The 19,411-nt window shown below is 62.6% G+C and carries 9 protein-coding genes; 5 read left to right on the forward strand and 4 right to left on the reverse strand.

Annotated elements, in window-relative coordinates:
• Positions 1 to 97 precede the first annotated feature (97 nt).
• The gene (locus tag PLANPX_RS14850) at positions 98 to 6,640 is read right to left on the reverse strand and encodes a carboxypeptidase regulatory-like domain-containing protein (RefSeq protein ID WP_152099490.1); all 6,543 of its coding nucleotides are present in this window, start codon (positions 6,638 to 6,640) and stop codon (positions 98 to 100) included.
• Positions 6,641 to 6,729: 89 nt separating this feature from the next.
• A complete protein-coding gene (locus tag PLANPX_RS14855) occupies positions 6,730 to 7,119 on the reverse strand; it encodes a BlaI/MecI/CopY family transcriptional regulator (RefSeq protein ID WP_152099491.1) in 390 nt (129 codons plus the stop codon).
• Positions 7,120 to 7,606: 487 nt separating this feature from the next.
• Here PLANPX_RS14855 and PLANPX_RS14860 point away from each other — a divergent pair, with 487 nt between their 5' ends.
• Together PLANPX_RS14860 and gltX are read left to right on the forward strand one after the other, a co-directional pair.
• Positions 7,607 to 8,641, forward strand: coding sequence for a hypothetical protein (locus tag PLANPX_RS14860; protein ID WP_232536125.1), 1,035 nt, complete (start codon positions 7,607 to 7,609; stop codon positions 8,639 to 8,641).
• Positions 8,642 to 8,745: 104 nt separating this feature from the next.
• Positions 8,746 to 10,305, forward strand: a complete 1,560-nt coding sequence (gene gltX, locus PLANPX_RS14865; protein WP_152099493.1) for a glutamate--tRNA ligase — start codon at positions 8,746 to 8,748, stop codon at positions 10,303 to 10,305.
• 99 nt (positions 10,306 to 10,404) lie between these two features.
• On the opposite strand, the gene PLANPX_RS14870 is transcribed toward gltX, so the two are convergent.
• Positions 10,405 to 13,440, reverse strand: coding sequence for a secretin N-terminal domain-containing protein (locus PLANPX_RS14870; protein WP_172992078.1), 3,036 nt, complete (start codon positions 13,438 to 13,440; stop codon positions 10,405 to 10,407).
• A 222-nt stretch (positions 13,441 to 13,662) separates the two neighbouring features.
• Entirely contained in the window at positions 13,663 to 14,076 is a 414-nt protein-coding gene (locus PLANPX_RS14875; protein WP_152099495.1) for a hypothetical protein, read from the reverse strand.
• An 808-nt stretch (positions 14,077 to 14,884) separates the two neighbouring features.
• On the opposite strand from PLANPX_RS14875, the gene PLANPX_RS14880 reads away from it, so the two are divergent.
• The 3 genes from PLANPX_RS14880 (at position 14,885) to PLANPX_RS14890 (ending at position 19,209) form a co-directional block, all read left to right on the forward strand.
• A complete protein-coding gene (locus tag PLANPX_RS14880) occupies positions 14,885 to 16,282 on the forward strand; it encodes an RtcB family protein (RefSeq protein ID WP_152099496.1) in 1,398 nt (465 codons plus the stop codon).
• A 166-nt stretch (positions 16,283 to 16,448) separates the two neighbouring features.
• Entirely contained in the window at positions 16,449 to 17,801 is a 1,353-nt protein-coding gene (locus tag PLANPX_RS14885; protein WP_172992079.1) for a sensor histidine kinase, read from the forward strand.
• Positions 17,794 to 19,209, forward strand: coding sequence for a sigma-54-dependent transcriptional regulator (locus tag PLANPX_RS14890; RefSeq protein WP_152099498.1), 1,416 nt, complete (start codon positions 17,794 to 17,796; stop codon positions 19,207 to 19,209). The genes PLANPX_RS14885 and PLANPX_RS14890 overlap by 8 nt, the downstream gene beginning before the upstream one ends.
• Positions 19,210 to 19,411 lie beyond the last annotated feature (202 nt).

Consider the following 19,411-nt stretch of genomic DNA (forward strand, 5'->3'; position numbering starts at 1 on the left):
GGCTTTTAGCCCGACAGCGCCGTCTGGATGATCAGCAAACGATAGCCGGGGCTTGCTGGATGCGCCCCTTGGCACGCTGTCGGGCTGAAAGCCCAACCTACTTGACGGCGTCGCCGAGCGTGCTGCTTTTAAATTCCAGTGGCAAAGGCTTGGGCTCAAGCCCTCCCATCGGGTAACTCCACGGTTTGGTGCGATCGATGAGGCTCACCGCCTGAATGTCCGCTGACTGAATAGCAGCGTGACCGACGCTGGACTGTAGCGTTGGCGAAACGGGCGGCGGTTCGACGGGCTTGGTGGCGAGGGGTACTGAACGCAGTGATTTTACGGCGCCTTGGTTGGCCGGCTCTTGCATTGGTCTCCGCTCCTCCGGACCATTCTGCTCGCCGCGAAACGGTTTGCCTGCTCGATACAGTTCCAAGCGTCGTTCATACGATTGACGCACCCCTTTGTTCTCAGAGCTTGGGATTGATTCAATCGCCTCCTCTTGTACGGCAATGGCCTTAGCGAAATCTCCTGATTCAGCATGAGCCGCGGCTACGAAACCAAGATACCGAGCCATGGTCGCTGCATCCGCGTGATTGGCTTTCGCCATAGCAACGAGTTCTTCCGCATACTTGAGGGCCCGCTTTCCGTCCCGGGTCGCTTCCACCGGCGATATCGCGAGAAGATCCGCCAAGATGTATCTGGCTTGAGAATCATCGGGAAAGCGTTTGAGCATTTCTTCTGCGTCGGCGATCGCCTCGGCGTAGTGGCCGGAAGTTCGGTACGCGTAGCATCGCCCGGAAATCGGTTCGTAGTCGTTCGGACGCGCAGCCACCATGGCGTCAAAGGCGGCGATGGCTTCGTCCGACTTTCCCGCCCTCAGGAGCTCGTAGGCCTTGGATTGCTCTGCACGAAATTGCTGGAGCTGCGGCATGGAGCGGACGGCCAGCTTTGTCGAGACGCTCTCTCCGAAGTGGAGGTCGATCGCTGCCGCCGAGCGATCGAAATCATCGCCGGAACGGTAGATGACTTGATACGAGATTCCCGGTTTGTCGACGACTTCGACCCCAATGCGGAACCTGCCCGGCAAAGAACTGAACGTGAACGTTCCATCCTTTGAAATCGGCACGCGCTGATGCGGATTTTGCTGCTGGCGGTAATCGCTGCCACGCAAGGCCATCGGGACGGCGACGGCGTTGCCATCGAGTTGCAACGGCTCGCCCGTCTCGGCGTCGACGAGTTGCACCGTCACTGTCGCCGGCCGACCGACGATCATGTCGGGCGCCTGCGTCGGCTCATTGCCGGCCGTCGTCACGACGCCGCTCGCTCCTTGCGACGCGTGCTTGAACGGCCGGCCAGGCGTGCTCTCTGAATCGACCCAGAGGTTGTAAGTTCCCGCAGGCAAGTTATCCAATCGATAGTTTCCCTGAGCATCGGTGCGAACCGACGCGCTGTGCGAGTAGGGAACCCGATAGGCCAGGACGTTGCCTTCCTTCTCAATTTGAGGCGGACCGGTCGGATCGCCCAGCGCTTGCACGGTCACGCCCGCGACAGGCGCTCCTGATTGGTGATCGATCACGCGACCGACGATGGAAGTCGCGGCAAGCATTTGAACGTCGGCGTTACCGGGAACGTCGCCCCCTTCGATGCGTGTGACGGCGAATTTGGGATGCGTGACGACAAGATCGGAGACATTCTTTGTCGTTGGATCTTCGGCTGCGGCTGGGCTTGGCTGAGGAGCAGGCGAGTGTGCGGTTGCAGCCAAACTCATGAATTGGTTCGCTTCATTCGCCGCTGCGCGTTTGAATGGGCCGCGATCGTCGAACTCGAATCGGCCAGCGGCGTCGGTGGCGACGGCGTTCACTCCTGCAATGCTGCGGCTACCGGCAAACGCCCCGGCGGAGACGACGGCGTCGGCGACAGGTTTTCCTGCTGGATCGGTGACGCGGCCGCTTAGCTTCACGGCCGGCCGTAGCATGATCGTCCGCTTGCTTCCGCCGAGCGCTAGTTCTCCTGCCGACTGGTAGAGAAGGGCGGTCGCCAGCCCGGGATATTTCAACGCGATGAGGTAAGTCCCCTGCGAACCGCCGATGAACTCGCCGGCGGCTTTGAGCGCTGCGAAGCGGGCGATTTGATCGGCCGGTACGACGTCGGCGAAGAGGGCGTTGCCGGCGGCATCGGTCACGAGCGTTTTGATCGGCTTCGCTTCGCCACGGGAAGACGCCGCGCTGTAGAGCGTCGCTTCGACGCCGGCGAGGGGTTGGTTGCTCTCGTCGACGATGTGGAGCTGGAGGGCGTTTGGTTGGTGCTTGGAAGGTTCAAGCGGCGTGAGCGCCCATTCGCCCATGCCGACAGTTTGGTGCGTTGTTTTCGACGGGGCGGTGTACGCCGCCGAAGGAGTTTTTTCCGCCGGACTCCCAGCGTCGTCGATGGATGGAGTCGCAGACTGCGGCTTAAGCGGCACGGCGCCTGGCTGCTCGCCGTCTGCGGGCGTCGTCGATGGCTGAAAATGGCTCGTTTCGGGCGGAGGCGAAGCTTGAGTTTCGACGACAGCGCCGTCGGTGGCTGCGGGCGCCACGGCGGCGACGACGCCGGATGCCATTTGTAGAGGAAACTCGATTAGCGGAACGGCGAGTTCCAATGTTTCGCCTTCGCGGACTTCAAATTCCGCCACCGTCGACTTTCCATCGAGCGACCGCGACTCGAGATTGGGATCGAGGCCTTCGCCCGGGATCGACACGAACAGCCCGTATCGGCCCGGAGCGAGCTGCGCTTCGCCGACGCCGTCGACAGTGAAGTCGGAGATCTGCGAGTCCATGCGCGGAGCACCGATAGCGCCGGACGTCAGTCGTTGGGGCAAAATGTATCCCTTACGGCCCGCCTCGAATTTGAACGGCTGCTTGTTCGCGGCGTCGAGGAGTTTCACGCGAACGATGGCGCCAGGCGTCAACACCACGTCGGGGGCGGCCGCCGTTTGACCAGCGCCCACGGCGACTCCTGTAACGCCAGCGGTCGTGAGGTCTGGCGCCGTCGCGGTCACCGCATACTCGCTGGCGGGAAGCGACGTGAAGGCGTAGTTGCCATCGTCATCGGTTGTCGTCTGCTGCTCGACTGGTGTGTACGCTGCTTTGGGATCGCGAATGGGCTGCATGGTCCGCATGATCCACACGGGGACGTTCGCTAAGGGCTTCGATTCATCGCTAGGCCCTCGCAACTTGGCGACAACTCGCCCTTTGACGGTGGATCCGGGGAGGAGCGCGAGGTTTAACTCGCCTGGAACTACCTGAAGGTTGACGCGCCGCGTCGCGAAGTCAGAGTGCTGGACCGAGAGGGCTGGGCCCGGCGGCGAGAACATGGCCCACGGCTCTTTTCGCTCGCGGGCCGCCGCGAGTTCTCGGACTCGCTCGTCGGCGTCGAAGCGAGGGAGATCATCGATCGTGTAGCGGCCGTCGGCGTCGGTACGAGCACTGAGATTGGCTCCGGGAACATAACCGCCGACGCTTAACGTCGTGTTGACGACGGCGCCGGCGACTGGTTGCCCTTTCCCATCGGTCACTCGGCCGGTCAATTTCCCGGCCGGCTTCATCTGCAGCATGGCGCCTTGGCCTCGCTTCACGAATCGGTGGAGAACTTCGTTTTGAAACTCGGTCGTGAGGCCCGGCGACTTCGCGACTGCAGCGATGACCTTCACCGGTGCGGTGACGAAATTTTCCTCAGGAACTCCGTTTGGGAATTCCTTTGCAACGTCGACTGGCTCATTGAACTCGAATTTGCCGTCGGAGCCCGTCCGCGTGCGGGCGAGCGGTTCGACGCTTTCCTGAGCGGAGCCGTTGTAGACGAAGAGCGAGACGTCGACGCCAGCAATTGGTTGAGCGGCTTCGTCGATACAGAAGCCCATGAAGACGTTAGGGCCGGGGGTGACTTGCTTGCCAAGCGCGGAACCTCGCTCAGCGACTTCTTTCGCCTGACGCTCGCGATCGCCAGTTGTTGCAGCGGTCGGCGGAGCAATGCCCGCCTGCGGCGCCGAGATGGTTGTAGGTGGCGTTGTAGGAACGGCGCCTAGCGGCACCGGCACACCGGAAACGCCGACGCCCGTGGGCTGCGGGGCGTAGTAGGGCGATAGGCTGGGAATTTGGAGATCGAGGGAGGGGGAGGGCGGACTGACTGGGTTGTGGTAATCAGCGGGCGAGAACGAACTCATCGGCACGGTGATTTCAACAGTCGCTCCTTCCACGACATCCACGAACTCGGCCTCACCGTTGGACGTGGTGATTCTCTCTGAAACCGAAGTCCAAACCGATCCGGAGGAGACTGCGGGGAGGAGCGTGAAGAACGAATACCGACCGGCGGGGAGGCGAAGTTCCGTTTCCGCCTGCTCGTCGATTGGGCGAGCGATTCGAAATGCATAAGGCCGCTCGACGTCTGCGATTCGGCGTGGCGTGATATGGGCTCGCGCCCCCTTGGCGGTAAGCAGCGGCTTGCCGGTCGCCGCGTCGATAAGTTTCATCCGGACGATCGCTCCGTCGGTGAGAACCATGTCGGGGACTTCGACAGTACTTCCTGGTTCCATCGGCAGCGATTGTGCACCCGCCTCGATGCCCGCCAGGCCCTCCGTCACGCGATCGGGCGCCGAGGCGTTGACGGCGTAGGTTCCGCCAACCAGTCCGCGTAGTTCGTAGCGGCCGTCGGCGTCGGTGACGGCGATTCGCTGTCCGTCTTCCTCGTCATTAGCAACCACTGGTCTGCTCCCCGCGGCCCAGACTCGGACCCCGGCGACGGGGACGCGTGGTCCGTTGCGGTCGGCCGGCTGATAGACGACGCGGCCGGCAATGATCGAACCATGACGCATCTTCACGTCGAACTCGGTCGAGTTCGACGCTTGCTTGGCGAACTTAGCGACATAGTCGGGATGGGTGACGATCACCGACGCGGGGACAACCGGCGTGGCGGGGGGCATTGAGTTGAGTTGGAAGCGCCCCTCGGCGTCGGTACGGGTCAGCAGCCCTGCGTTCGAAATGAGATAGCCCCAATTGGCGGCAACGACCGCGTCGGCGATCGGGTTGCCGGCGAGGTCAGTCACGCGACCTGAGAAGGTGGCCGCGGGAACTAACGGTAGTCGGCTCGTCTTGCCGCGAGATGCGACCAAGGAGATGCTTTCGAGCGAACCGCCGGTGGCGCGGCCTGGCGCCTGCGCAATCACCGCGACTTGCTTGCTCGCCGCGTCGACAGCGTGATTCTCGGCAAGTTCGACGACGTTCTCAAAGCGGAATCTCCCGTAGGCATCGGTCTTCATGACGGCCGCGGGCTCGACGTTCTCGGCTGGAGGATTTCCGACATCGAAATTCCCGTAGACAAAGAGCGAGACTTCAACGCCAGGCAAAGGCTTGTCCTGTTCGTCGACGCAGATGCCTGCATAAGTGTTGGGTTCAGCAACTCCTGCCTCTTCGTATTGCGCAACAGGAGCGATAGTAAAATCGGCTGGCTGCTCGGCAGTGGGAGCTGAGGCTTTGTTGTCTGCAGTGTTGTCTGTAGTTCCGGCGGCGGGCTTCGCATTCGTAGCGTCGTCATTGCCAACGACAGGCGTCGGTTGCAGCGTAACCAACGACAACGCTAGCGCCGCGACGGCGAGCGATGCGATGCAGACGCGGCGCCAAGCGGCCGAGCACGATCGCATCACGTTGAATTTTTCGTTGAGCAGCACCGCAATGCGGCGTTTGAGTTGCGACGGGCCTTCCCACAGGCCGACGGCGCCGGCGAGGCGCGGGGGGCGTTGTGTGCTGGCCGTGCGGGCCCAGGCGAGGAGTTGTTGGGCATAGTCGAGTCGGCCGGCGCGGTCAGCGGCGGCGGCGTCGGCGAGGGTTTCTTGGTCGAGGCGGATCGTGCGGCGGAGGAGCCAGAAGAGGGGCTGCGGCCAGAGGAGGATCAGCAGTAGTCGCGTCGCGGCGAGGGTGTGGAGGTCGCGGTGCTCGAGGTGGGCCCATTCGTGGGCGAGGATGGGGAGGAGCTGCGCGGGTGAAAGGTTGAATGCGGAATGCTGAATGGGGAATGTGGAGGCGGGCAGTAAGATCGCGGGGCGGCGGAGGCCCATGGCGACGGGGGCGGCGATGTGGTTGCTGAGGAGGAGCTGCGGCGGGTGGGCGACGGGGCCGGTGATTTGGGCGAGGAGTTGCTCAAGTTCCGGCGGAGCGGGCGTTGCTTGGCTGAGCACGCGCCGGGCGAGGAGGCCGCCGATGGCGAGCCAGAGCGCGACGAGCGCGCAGCCCCCGGCGTAGAGGGTGACGATCGCGGCGGGCCAGTTGATTGGTTGGGCGGGCGGAGGCGTCGGCGGCTCAGCGATCGTGGTGACGACCGGCGATGGCGCCGCGGCGACAGGTTCGAAGGATGGCATCGCGGGAGCGTGCGGTGCAGGAGCAAAGTCGGCAAGCAGGGCCGAGCTCGCGGTGGGAGCTGGCGGCGGTTGCTCATTCAGCAAATGCACGAGCGACCAGCCGGGAATCGCGCAGAGCAAGGCGAGCGCCGCGAGGGCGACGAGCGTCGACTTCGCGACGGCGAGCCGCTGCGCCGGTTGGCGGAGCAGGGCGATGGCGAGCATCACGCTGAGGAGAAGAGCGGCAGCGAGAAGCTGAAAGTCGGCGAGCCAGGGGGCAAGAAGCGCCATGGGTGGACTCACAGGGAAGAGGGTTCAGGTGCGAGGGTTCAGGAAATCCCAAAAAGCCGCGACCGGTGGTCGTCAGCCGCTCGTCACGGTCAGTCGCCAGTTCCTTCCGCCCGCTTGCGCGCCGCATCGATCATCGCCTGAAGTTCATCAAGCTGCTTCGCATCAAGCGGCCGAGATTCGAGGGCATGCACGAGATACTCGTCGACGGCGCCGTCGAAGACCCGCTCGAGGAAGCCCCCGGCGATTTGGCGGAACGTTTCCGTCCGCTTGATGAGCGGCAGGTAGACATAGGCCTTGCCGTCGCGGCGATGGGAGACGAGCCCCTTCTGTTCCATCACCTGGAGCAGGCTGAGAACGGTCGTGTAGGCGAGCTCGGCGCCGCGGGCGTTCATCGCATCGCACACGTCGCGGACGGTTGCCTCGCCGCGGTCCCAAAGGACCTTCAATGCGTCGAGTTCACGGTCGGTGGGGGGAAGCATCGAGGGTTCAGTTGTTAGGGTTCGGGGTACGGCAAAGCCGCGACCGGTGGTCGCGGATCGCGGCGTCTACTGGCTAGACAGTAGGTCGCCTCAGCGAGATTCTACTGGCCAGGCAGTAGGTGTCAAGAAAAATCGTGTAAGGTGCGTTCTCAAAACGATTTATGGAAGTTTCCCGCAATGTCCATGGTCGGCGGCCCGTTGTCAGTAGCTGAAGAACGCGAAGCCGACACCCACTGCCCACTGACAATTGACAACCGCCCACCTTGCCCAATCTCCGCGACCCCGGCTTCCAGACCAATTCACAGTTAGCGCGGTTGAAATGCCGATGCGGATTGTATGGGTGGAGCGACTCGACGACGGGAGCGCTGCGCGGCGACGCGCAGCCGCTAGCAGTCGAGCCGCTCGCTCGCGGTGTTGTGCTGACAACGAACATCATCTTGGCTCGGTGGCATTCAGTATGGCGCGGGTAGGACGACGGCGGCGTGTGTTGAACGACGAGGTACGGAGCGCCGCGGGCGCGACGGCGTACGAGGCGTTCGATCCCGATGCGCCGCGCTACGGCGAACAAGCCAACATTGAAAATCACCCCCAGGTGACCGATCTCATTCCGCGGCGTAAGCTGGCGGTGCTATCGACGATTCTGACCGGCATCGGCACGGCGGCGGCGGCGGCGGCGATCACGCATTTCGCCGACCCGATTGCGAACAAATTGCCCGGCGTTTCAGCCAGCGATCTGCGCGACGGCATGTCGGCCGGCGTTACGGCATGGTCGACAGCGATCGCAATGCTGATGATCGCGATGCTGGCGAAGCTGACCTACTCGCTGCGGCGGCATCGCGTCGACGACTACGCGGGCCGATACCGCGTATGGAAATGGGTTGGCTGTGGTGCGCTGGCGATGAGCGTCAATGCGGTCGTTCCGCTGCATGGGTTGTTCGTGAAGTGCGCCGTGGCTGCGACCGGCTGGTCGTTGACGACTTCCGGCGTCGAGTGGTGGCTGGCTCCGCTCGCGCTAGTCGGCGGCTGGATATTTGTTCGCCTACTTCTCGAAGTGAAGGAATCACGATCGACCCTGGCGATTCTGCTCACCGGCGCCGCGTGCTATGCCGCTGCGACCGCAGCAGTGCTGGGCTTTGTGCCGGCGACAGCCGCCGCTTGGGCCGGCATCGCAGCGAGTGCATTGCCGCTCGTGGGCGCGACGTTCTGCCTCGCGGCGGCGATGGTGTTCGCTCGCTACGTGGTGCTCGACGTCCAGGGCCTGATCGATCACGCCCCGCCGGTAGCACCGGAAAAGCCCGCTGTCGTCGAAAAGGAAAAGAAGCCGGCGGCTGTCGCAACTTCAACTCCAGCCGCGGCTGCGGCACCCGCTCCGGTGAAGCCCGTCGCAGCCAAGGCGGCGCCGCAAGTCGAAGCGCAAGACGACGAGTGGTCCGACGAGGACGAAGACGAGGATGGCTACGACAACCGCAAGCTGTCGAAGGCCGACAAGAAGCGGCTGCGGCGGCAGAATCGGGCCGCGTAAAGCGGCGGGCCGCGCAGCGCGGGCCCTCGCGGGGGCGGCGGCCGATTTGGTAGGCTAGGCCGATTGTCCCGTCCTCGGCCTGCTCGCCTCGTTGAAAGAGATTGATGACCGTCAGAACTCGATTTGCTCCCAGCCCGACCGGCTACCTTCACATCGGCGGCGTGCGGACGGCCCTGTTCAATTGGCTTTTCGCGCGGAAGCACGGCGGCCAGTTCTTGCTGCGGGTCGACGACACCGATCAGCAGCGGAACGTCGACGCGGCGCTGGCGCCGATTTTGAACGGCTTCCGTTGGCTAGGCATGGAGTGGGACGAAGGCCCCGAGGCGGGGGGCGAGTTCGGGCCGTACTATCAGTCGCAGCGCGGGGAGTTGTACCAAGCGGCGGTCGAAAAGCTGCTGGCGAGCGGCCACGCTTATCGCGATTTCGCGACGACCGAAGAGTTGCAAGCGGAGCGCGAAGCGGCGCAAGCGGCCGGCGGGCAGTTTACTTATAGCCGCCGTTGGATGGCCGAGACTGAAGCCGACGCGGCGAAATTCGTCGCCGAGGGTCGGCAGGGCGTCGTGCGACTAAAGATGCCTCGCGAGGGGGAGCTCGTGCTGAGCGACCTCATTCGCGGAGAGGTGCGCTTTGCGTGGGCGTCGGAGCAAGATCACGTCATTCAGCGGGCCGACGGAACGTGCCTCTACCACCTCGCGTCGGTCGTCGACGACGAAGCGATGCGGATCAGCCACGTCATTCGGGCCGAGGAGCATTTGCCGAACACACCGCGGCAGGTGTTCATTGCGCTATCGCTCGGGTACGAGTTGCCCGCTTACGCCCACTTGCCGTACGTGGCGGAGCCGGGGAGCAAGACGAAGCTGAGCAAGCGAAAGCTCGACAAGTACCTGAAGAATCGCTACTTCGCGGCGCTGATGGAGCGGGGCAACTCGATCGCCACTCGCCTTGGACTGGCGACGACGGCCGACACGTTTAATCCGGTGATCGTCGATTTCTACGAGCGGATCGGGTTCCTGCCTGACGCACTGCTGAACTACTTGCTGCTGCTTGGTTGGTCGCTCGACGGCGAGCGCGAGGAATTCACTCGCGAAGAGATGATCGAACACTTCTCGCTGGAGCGCGTGAACAAGGCGCCGGCGAGTTTTGATCCGCAAAAGCTGCTCGCGTTTCAAGATCGCGCGATGCAGCAGTTGCCGCTGAAGCAGAAGACGGCGAAGTGCCTGCCGTTCCTGCAAGAGGCTGGACTGGTCGCTTCGCCGCCGCCGTGCGAGACGGGGCCGTATTTGTCGTCGATTCTGGAAGCGGCCGGCGATCGCGTGAAGATGGCGGGCGACGTCATCGACTACACGGAGTTCTACGTCGCGGACGAAGCGCTGCCGTATGATGCAGCGGCGGTCGAGAAGCGGATCACGAAGCCGGAAAACGCGCGACCGCTGCTCACGTCGTACGCCGCAGAGCTTGCGAACGTCGAGCCGTTTGAACCTGCAGCGCTCGAAGCCCATTTAAAAGAATTCGTCGAGCGTCAGGGCGTGAAGATTGGCGATCTCGTTCACGCGGTGCGAGTGGCGATCACCGGCAAGGCAGTGGGCTTTGGGTTGTTCGAGACGCTCGCGATTCTTGGACGCGAGCGGTGCGTGCGGCGGATTGAGCGGGCGCTGGCGTTGTAAACGCGAGTGCCAGCAGTTTCCTCAACGCGCGACGGCATCCACCGGCATGGACGCCTACCACCGGGCGGAGCCGGGGCTAATTGAGAGGCAAGCGGCGCCCTAGTCGCGGCCGCGGCCACGATCACTGCCGCGGTCGCCTCTACCGCGATCGCGATCACTGCCGCGATCCCCGCTGCGACGTTCGCCGTCGCCGCCGCGAGAGCTGCTTTCTCCGCCGCCTCGACTGCCGCTCGCGGCGCCTTCGGGCGGCTTATTGCCCTGCCAAGGACGGGCGAGGGCTGTGTTCAGCACCGCCTGCAGATCAGTCGCCTTGAGCGAGCCGCGAAGTTCGTGGACTTGCACCACGGTATCGGGCTTCGCTTTCTCGTCGAGCGAAACGGCCAGGTCGCGAACATTCTCCCAGATCGTGTCGTCGGCAGAGATGATCAGTGAGTTGGAGATTTCGTCGACGCCGATCGAGAGGGCGCCTTCGAACGACATTTTCATGGGAGTCGACTTCTGGCTGCTTGAACTTGAGCCGCCGAAAAAGCTGAACCGCTCGCTGCGGCTGCGACCGCCTTCGTCCCCTTCGCGGCCGCCGGCCTGGAACTCTTTGTCCTTGGAACTGAGCAGGTCGCGATAGACCTCTTTGATCGCCGTGCCAATATCTTGGGCGTTCGAGTAACGAATCGGCACGACGTCGGTGCGACGGCGAGTAACCGAGTCCTCGCTCGGCGGTTGATCGTAGATCTTGATGAGGTTGCGGATGACTTCGAGTTGAGCTTCCGTCGCGTTTTGAGCGATGATCGTGTTTGTATCGCTGTCCCAGATAAAGCGGAGCTTCCGAGCCTTCCCGAGCGTGGCAGGATCCTCTTCCTTACCGCTGCTGTCGTCCCACCACCAGCCAAAGCTGTCGGTGTCTTTGTCGTCGCTCAGTTCATCGGCGAAGTATTCTTCCAGGTTGAGCGAGACAAGTGACGCGCGCGAATTCGCGAGCGGAAAGACTTCGAAATCTTGCTTCGGCGGTTCGAGTTCGCTCATCAACTCTTCAAGTTGGTCGAGCGCGGCGACGTCGTCGGAGCTGATAATCATGCGGCCGTCGGGCGTGACGGTGATGTTGATCTCTGGCGGCGTCTGCACGGCAGTCGTTTGAGCGTCGGGGGCAGGCGTCGCCTCGACTGCGGTTGGCTCGGCAGCAGCCGCCGGTTCCACCGCTTTTTCACCGCTTTCGGCGGCAGGCACGTACTGAGGCGCGACCGCCGTTTGCACCGCGAAGCGGAACGGAACGGCAATCGACGTGATTTCGTCTTTGTTAGGCGCAGGCTCGGCAGCCGGCTCTTGCTTCACGGCGGGCGGGGCCGCTTCATTCTCCGCTGCGGGAGCGACGTTGATGTTAAGCTTGTTCTGTCCCGACCAGGTTTGCTGCAAGCGCTCGATCAGTTCCTTGGTCTCGGCCGGCGTGCGGGCGTCGATGACGCGCCACTTGTTGGGATTGCTGCCCGCACCGGCGGCGACGGCGCCGAGATCCTTTAGCAGGGCAGAAACTTCTTTGTACTCGTCGTCGTTCGCCCAGAGGAGCAGGCGGTTGTTTTCGACGTCGGCCTGAATCCGGAACGCTGCGGTCTCCTCTTCATCGCCGCCGCCGTTGTCATCCCATGGCGACCAGTAGTAGCGGCTGCGGCTGTTGTCTTCCTTTTTCTTCTCGCCGACCATGAGGGCTTTGATCGTGCCGGCAACCTGATCCGCACGAGTTCGGCGGCTGAGCCAAATCACTTTCAGGCCGCGCCCGGTGCCGTCTAGCTTGTCGATTAGCGATTCGATCGTCGCGTGATCGGCAGCCGTGGCGAGCGCGAAGATCGTCTTGCTGCGATTGTCGTGCTGCATTTGCGTCAGCGGGTTCAAGCCGCCGAGATCTTGCAGCGCGTCGACGACCTCGTCGGGGTCGATGCTGACGGTCGAGTGGCGCTTGAAGGTGAGTTCCTCGGAGCCGGTCGCGGCATCCGCAGCGGCGACGGCGCCGCTTTCGGGAACATCGAATTCCTCAATGCTGCGAGCGATGATGTCCATCTCAGCCGGCGGGGCATTCACCAAGAGGAAGTTGCGACGTTTGTCGACGGCGATGTGCACCGGCGGCCCATCTTCCTTGAGCATCTTGCTCACGTCTTTGCCCTGCTGCTGCATTTGCATCGCCATCTGGAGCTTTTGCTGCTCCAGTTGCATTTCCATCGGCCCCTTGCGCGAGCTGGGGTCGAGCCCGAGCACTACCATCACTTGGTCGGCGATGTAATCGGCGCGGCGATACTTGAACGGGCCGAAGACGCGCGGGCGGACGTCTTTGTCGGCGACCATTTGTTCGGCGTAGAGCAGGTCGCGAACGTCGCGCAGGTTAGCGACGGCGTCGATCACTTGGATCTGCTTCGAAGCGAGCAGCGGCGTCACTTTGGCCGTGGGGCTAAGGACGACCTTGAGGTCTTCGACCGCTTTGGCAGGCTCCAGCGTCGGCGGCAATGGGAAGCGGGTGCGGACGAAATCGTGCGGCGGCTGATCGTCGAGATCGTCGGGTTCGACGCGGCGGACCATGCTGGGGTCGATCTTGTCGATCTTCACCACCGTGAGCACGTCACCGAGCGAGATCATCGTGAAGCCGCGAGCCATCAACGTGCGGTTGAGCAGATCGCGGGTTTCGTCGATCGTGTAGCGACGCTGCGTCGACAGGTTGACGAAGTCGCCGGGGAGTTCTTGCCAATCGAGGCTCTTCTTCGAGACGCTGGCGAACCACTCAAGAACGTCGGTCCACGGTTGGCCGCGGAAGGTGAACTGGACCATGCCATCCTTATCGGGGGCGGCCTTCAGCTCCTCGGCGTTGGCTTGCGGCTTTTCGGTGGGACGCTTGATCGTCTTGGAATCTTCAGCCGGCTTCTCGCCTTCGGGCGGCTTCTCGCCTGCGGGCTTGGGTTGCTCGCCCCCCGGCGGTTGCTGGCCGGGCTGCGGTCCGCCTTGGCCCATCTGGGCCGCCCGCATTTGAATCATCATTTCGGGCGACATGCCGCCACCCGGTCCGCCGCGACCGCGACCACGACCGCCCCGCTCTTGAGCGTAGGCATGCGGCGCCGCCAGCTCGCTCGCGCCGACCGCGACGACGACAACCAGCGTCATGAGACGAAGGAGCCTACGGGCTGCGGAGTGATCGGTGTGGGAGGGGGGGAGGGAAGGGGCGTCCGCCATGGCGAGAGTCCTACCGCGCGGGGAAATATCCTGAAGTCCAAGCCGCTATTATAGACAGGTAAAGGACTTAACCCCAAACCGCGGGGCGGGAGTCGCCGAAAATGCGGGGCCGGTAGGTGAAGACAGAAGGGGGCGGGAGCCACCATTCATGCTCTATTCCCGGGCGTCCGGCGGAACAATGAGGATCGACGCCCCGCCGCTGGTAACGGAAATCGCATAAAACCCCTCGTCCGGGGCCGCCCCCAGGGCGGGCGCCAGGTAGGGGAATACCGCCGGCACTTCGGCCCGACACTCTTCCAAAGAAAAGGCCACGGCGAAGACGGTCGTCGCCTCGCTCTCCTCGTCGACATCGTCCGACTGGTGGAGAATCGCATCTTCGACCGTCTCCTCGCCGAGCCAACTGCGGGCGATCTCGCCGCCGATGGCGTCTTCGCAATCGAGAAGCACCACCACCGGCTCGTCGACCTGGCGTTTCACTGCATCGTCGTAGGCCTCGAAGACAAGCGGCAGGCTGGTTTCAAGGAGCCATTGCTGGGCTTCAAGAGCGGCGTCGAGGTCGTCGGACATGAGGGAGGGTTCAGGGGGTTGGGGTTCGGGGCTCAAGAGAAGGGCGTTGGGGCTGCGATTGACGGGTTGGCTACATCGTCGGGAGTTGCGGGGGATTGCTCAAGGGGCGGAATGGGAGTGAGAGGAAAGGCGGGCGCAAAAAAAGAGCCCGGTCGCCAACGAGGGCGACCGGGCTGCGATCAACTCTTTTGCTTTGAGAGCAGGCTCACGATTTTGAGGTCGATGAGCGGGCGCTCAGAAGCAGGTGGTGGCGCCTCCGAAGGCACCCGCCGGTGGTCAACGGAAATCACCACCCAACTGGCGTATATGACTATGGTTCAACAGACCACCTCCTTCCTTACTGGGTTCTAGCGGCTGCGGCTCCTGCCAGAGGCTCCGCAAGCGGCCGGGTCAGCCCGTCGTGCCTGCGTTCGGCACGACCTACAACTGCATTATAAACGCAGGTGCGGAAAAAAAGGCAAGCTCAATCTGGCTAAGATTGCCAATTTTTACCGCGCTGCACGAAAATAACGACGCAGCAGGGTGAACCTTGGTTCGCGCTGGGGCGACTATTTTCTGTTCCATTGAACTGAATACAGGAATGCTTAACCACTAAGGCTCTAAGGCGCGAACGGCACACGAAGAGATAAAGAAGAGTTCGAGCAAATATTCATTAACTTTGAATTGGAATTGAAAGTGGAGTGCAATTTCTAATTCATGCTTTGTCTCACTCGCGTATTCATTCTTCGTGAGAATCTTCGTGGCTTCGCGCCTTAGTGGTTAGTCTTCACTCACGCTTCGGCATTTGGGATCGGTTAGGGTATCAGGGATGAATCGTCGACAACTTCAAAAGCTGGGCGTACCGCCGAAGTTTGCGGCCGCGGCGATTGATGCGCTGCGTGACGCCGCGTCGCAAGACTTGGGGTTCGGGCTCAAAGGAAAACGAGCGAAGGAGCTGGTGCAGGACGTGGTGCGCACTCCGCAGACGTTCGTGAACGATCCGGTCTGGGGGAAGCTCGCGAGCGAGATGCTTGGCTACGAGCCGATCGAGCTGCGCGAGCCGATCTCGTATCGGACCTGGGGCGATGAAATTGATCCGGCGGCCCACGCGCAAATGCGGGATGCGTGTCGCGTGCCGTCTGCCGTGGGTGCAGCGCTGATGCCTGATGCGCACGTCGGCTATGGTTTGCCGATTGGCGGCGTATTAGCGTGCGAGAATGCCGTCATTCCTTACGCAGTCGGGGTCGACATCGCGTGCCGGATGAAGCTGTCAGTGCTCGACGTGCCGGTGGAATCGCTCGCGGAGCGGCGCGAGCCGTTTCGCGTGGCGATTGAGAAAGGAACGCGGTTCGGAGTGGGTTGCGAGCACAAGCCGAAGCAAGCGCACGAAGTGATGGACGCCGATTGGAGCGTCTCGCGAATCACGCGCGAGCGGAAAGATACCGCGTGGAAACAACTCGGCACGTCGGGCTCGGGAAATCACTTTGTGGAGTTCGGCGTGTTGACGCTGGCCGAGCGCGACGAAGAACTGGGGCTCGATGCGGGCGAGTATGTGGCGCTACTGAGCCACAGCGGAAGCCGTGGCGCCGGGGCGGCCGTTTGCAGCACGTACAGCGCGATCGCGCAATCCCGACTGCCGAGCGAACTGAAACAACTGGGGCGGTTGGCCTGGCTCGATCTTAAGAGCGAGGCGGGCCAAGAGTACTGGGCGGCCATGAATCTCATGGGCGACTACGCGGCAGCGAATCATGCGGTCATTCACCGCATGGTTTCCCACCTGCTAGGGGCGGAGATCGTTGCTGGCGTCGAGAACCACCACAACTTTGCGTGGATCGAACAGCATGGCGGACGCGATGTGGTGGTCCATCGCAAAGGGGCGACTCCGGCTGGGGCGGGCGTACTCGGCGTGATTCCGGGTTCGATGGCGGACCCTGCGTTCATCGTGCGCGGCCGCGGCAACGCCGAGAGTCTCGACTCGGCGTCGCATGGCGCGGGGCGGCAGATGTCGCGGACGAAGGCGAACGATATGTTCCGCTTCTCACAAGTGCGAAAGGAACTGGCCGAGCGCGGCATCGAGGTGCTGTCGGCCGGTTCGGACGAGGCACCGGGCGTTTACAAAAATATCAGACACGTGATGGCAGCACAGCAGGACTTGGTGAAGATCGTGGCGCAGTTCGATCCGAAGATCGTGAAAATGTGCGGCGACGGCAGCCGGGCGGAGGATTGAGGCGGCTTCCGCGGCGGGAAGCTGATACTGACGCCTACCCGCAACCTCCGTAAGAAGTTCTCTGCTTATAATTGAGTGGAGAGAATTCTTACGAAAACGTCAGACACCGCATTCAATCCCGCCCATGCGCTGGCCCCTTCGTCGCCAAATCTTACTCCCGCTCGTAGTGGTCGCGGTCGTTAGCCTAGCGGCGGTCGGCGCCATCAACGCGCGACTGGCGGCGCGACAGACGCGTGAGCAAATCGAGCAGCGGTTGCGCGGCGTCGTCGACGTACTGTCGACGACGAACTTCCCCCTGTCGGACAGTGTGCTGCGGCAGATGCGAGAGCTATCGAGCGCGGAGTTCGTGCTAACAGGCGGCTCTGGGGAGATTCTGGCGAGCAGCATCGAGAATCCGCCTTCGCAGTTTCCCGCGACTCTGGCGACGAGCGCGCCGCTGGATCGACTCGGCGCGCAGATCGCATGGAACGGCGCCGAATATTTTCATCACGCGACGCCCCTCCCGGCACGAGACGTCAATGGTTCCTCGCGCGTGCTCCATGTGTTGTTCCCGGTCAGCGAATACCAGCGGACCTGGCGCGAGGCGGTCGTCCCGCCGCTGATCGTCGGCGTCATTACCATCGGCGCGGTCGCGATAGTGGCGCAGCTTATTGCCGGGAGGTTGAGCCGCGCCGCTGCACAGCTTCAGCAGGAGGTGCTGCGGATTGCCACAGGCGACTTCGCTCCGGCTGCGCTTCCTGAAACAAATGACGAAATCCGCGACTTGTCGCTCGCCGTTAATCAAACGGCGGAGATGTTGGCGGATTACGAACAGCAGGTTCGCCGCACGGAGCAAATGCGCACCGTTGCTCTGTTAGGCGCAGGACTTGCGCATGAAATGCGCAATGCCGCAACCGGTTGCCGCATGGCGCTCGATTTACACGCCGAACTTTGCGACGCTGAAGACAATGAAAGCCTTTTCGTTGCAAAACGGCAGTTGCGTCTAATGGAAAGTCAGCTACAACGGTTTCTAAGAGCAGGGAAACCGCTCGACGATATTGAAAAGCGGGAAGTGAGTTTTTCAGCCTTAGTGGATGACTCGCTCTCGTTGGTCCAACCCTCCGTTCGCCACGCACGGGTAGAACTCGCCTGGAATCCTCCGCCGTTAGATTTCCTGGTCATGGCCGACCCGGAGGCGCTCGGTCAGGTGGTGCTCAACCTCTTGATCAATGCGATCGAAGCCGTTCAGCAGAACGGCGACGGCGTTCCGCGCACCATTGACATATCTTTACAGCAAACAGTTCGCGAGGAGGCGGAGCTATCCGTCCTTGATTCGGGCCCAGGCCCCAAAAACTCTGTAAATCCCGGGTTGTTTGATCCCTTCGTGACCAGTAAGGCCGAGGGGGTCGGGCTCGGATTGGCTGTTGCCAGGCAAATTGTTGAAGCGCACGGTGGGTCAATTGAATGGTCACGCACAGGCGAAATCACCACATTTAGGGTAGTGATTCCGCTTTTCAGGAAAGGCGCAGCCGGTGTCTAAGATTCTGGTGGTAGATGACGAGCCTTCGATCTGCTGGGGACTATCCCGGCTCGCCGAGGGGCTGGGTCATCAGGTGCAAGCCGCTTCGTCGGCAGAGCAGGGAGTCAGCGTCGCCAAAGAATTTCGGCCGGACTTGATTGTTCTTGACGTACGGTTGCCAGGCGTCGACGGCCTGACGGCGATGAAGCTCTTTCGCGGCCTCAATGAGCAGACGCCCATCATTGTGATTACCGCCTTCGGCGATTTGAAGACGGCGGTGACGGCCGTCGAGCAAGGTGCGTTCGAGTACATTCTCAAACCATTCGACCTCCATGAGATCCGCACCGCAATAGAAAGAGCGTTACGGCGAACCCCGCAGTCGGCCGTCGAAGCCGTGCATGAGGCCGCGTCGGAAGGCCTCGAGGGAATGCTGGGCCGCAGCCCGGCGATGCAGGCGGCGTTCAAACGCATCGCACTCGCTGCCGCGTCTGACGCTGCGGTGATGCTGAAGGGAGAGAGCGGCGTCGGCAAGGAGCTCGCCGCGCACGCGATCCACCGCCACAGCCCGCGCGCGAACGGTCCGTTCGTCGCCGTCAACATCGCGGCTCTCGCCCCGGACCACGCCGAGGCCGAATTATTCGGGTATGCCGCAGGCACATTCCCTGGCGCGGCGCACCCCCGTCGCGGCTTGCTGTCGCAAGCAAACGGCGGCACGCTCTTCATCGACGAAGTCGCCGAGATTCCCGCACCGCTCCAGGTAAAATTGCTGCGCGCCCTCGAACAGGGGGAAGTGTTGCCGGTCGGATCCGATCAGCCCGTGAAAATTGAGTTCCGCGTCGTGTCTGCGACGCATCAGGATCTGCATCAGCTAGTCAACTCCGGAGAGTTCCGGCACGATCTCTTTTATCGGCTCTGCACGTTCGAGATTCCATTACCGGCCCTACGCGAACGGACGCAGGACATTCCGCTGCTGGCGAACTACTTCGCCAGCCAGTTCGGCGACGGCCGCGCGGTGCTGGCGACAGAGACCGTCGAAGAACTCGCAAGGCGTCCCTGGCATGGCAATGTCCGCGAATTGCGGAAGGCAATCGAACATGCGCTCGTGCTGGCCCGCAGTGGATCGGTGCTGCCGAGCCACCTCCCCGCGCCCCTTCCTGCATTCCAGCTGAACGGAATCAAATCGAGCCCCGAAGGCCGCCTCAACGAGGCAGTGACCGCGCTGGCGCAAACGCTACTCAAGAATCCCGAACTGAGCGGCGACGTTTACGACAGATTCTTGCAGGTCGTTGAAAAGCCGCTCTTGGCGACGGCCCTCAGCCAAGCCGGCAATCAGTGCGCCCCCGCGGCCCGCGTGCTCGGACTGCATCGCACGACGCTGAAGCGGAAGCTCGACCAGCACGGCATTGCCGAAAACGGCGCAGAGCATTGATCGTAAGACGAACCAATCTACATCGGTTCGCTCCGCGGTCAGTAAGCCGACGTTCAGACGGTCGCCGCGCGTCGTCGTCTCGACTCGCCAGGGACAGCGTTGATTAGGCAGGTACGCACCGTTTACGAACGCTTCATCGCGGCCGCGGTTTCCGCTGGAATGCGAGGAATTGCAGGGGGTTCGAGCATGCGATAGAATGATC

Source organism: Lacipirellula parvula (assembly GCF_009177095.1).
GTDB classification, from domain to species: domain Bacteria; phylum Planctomycetota; class Planctomycetia; order Pirellulales; family Lacipirellulaceae; genus Lacipirellula; species Lacipirellula parvula.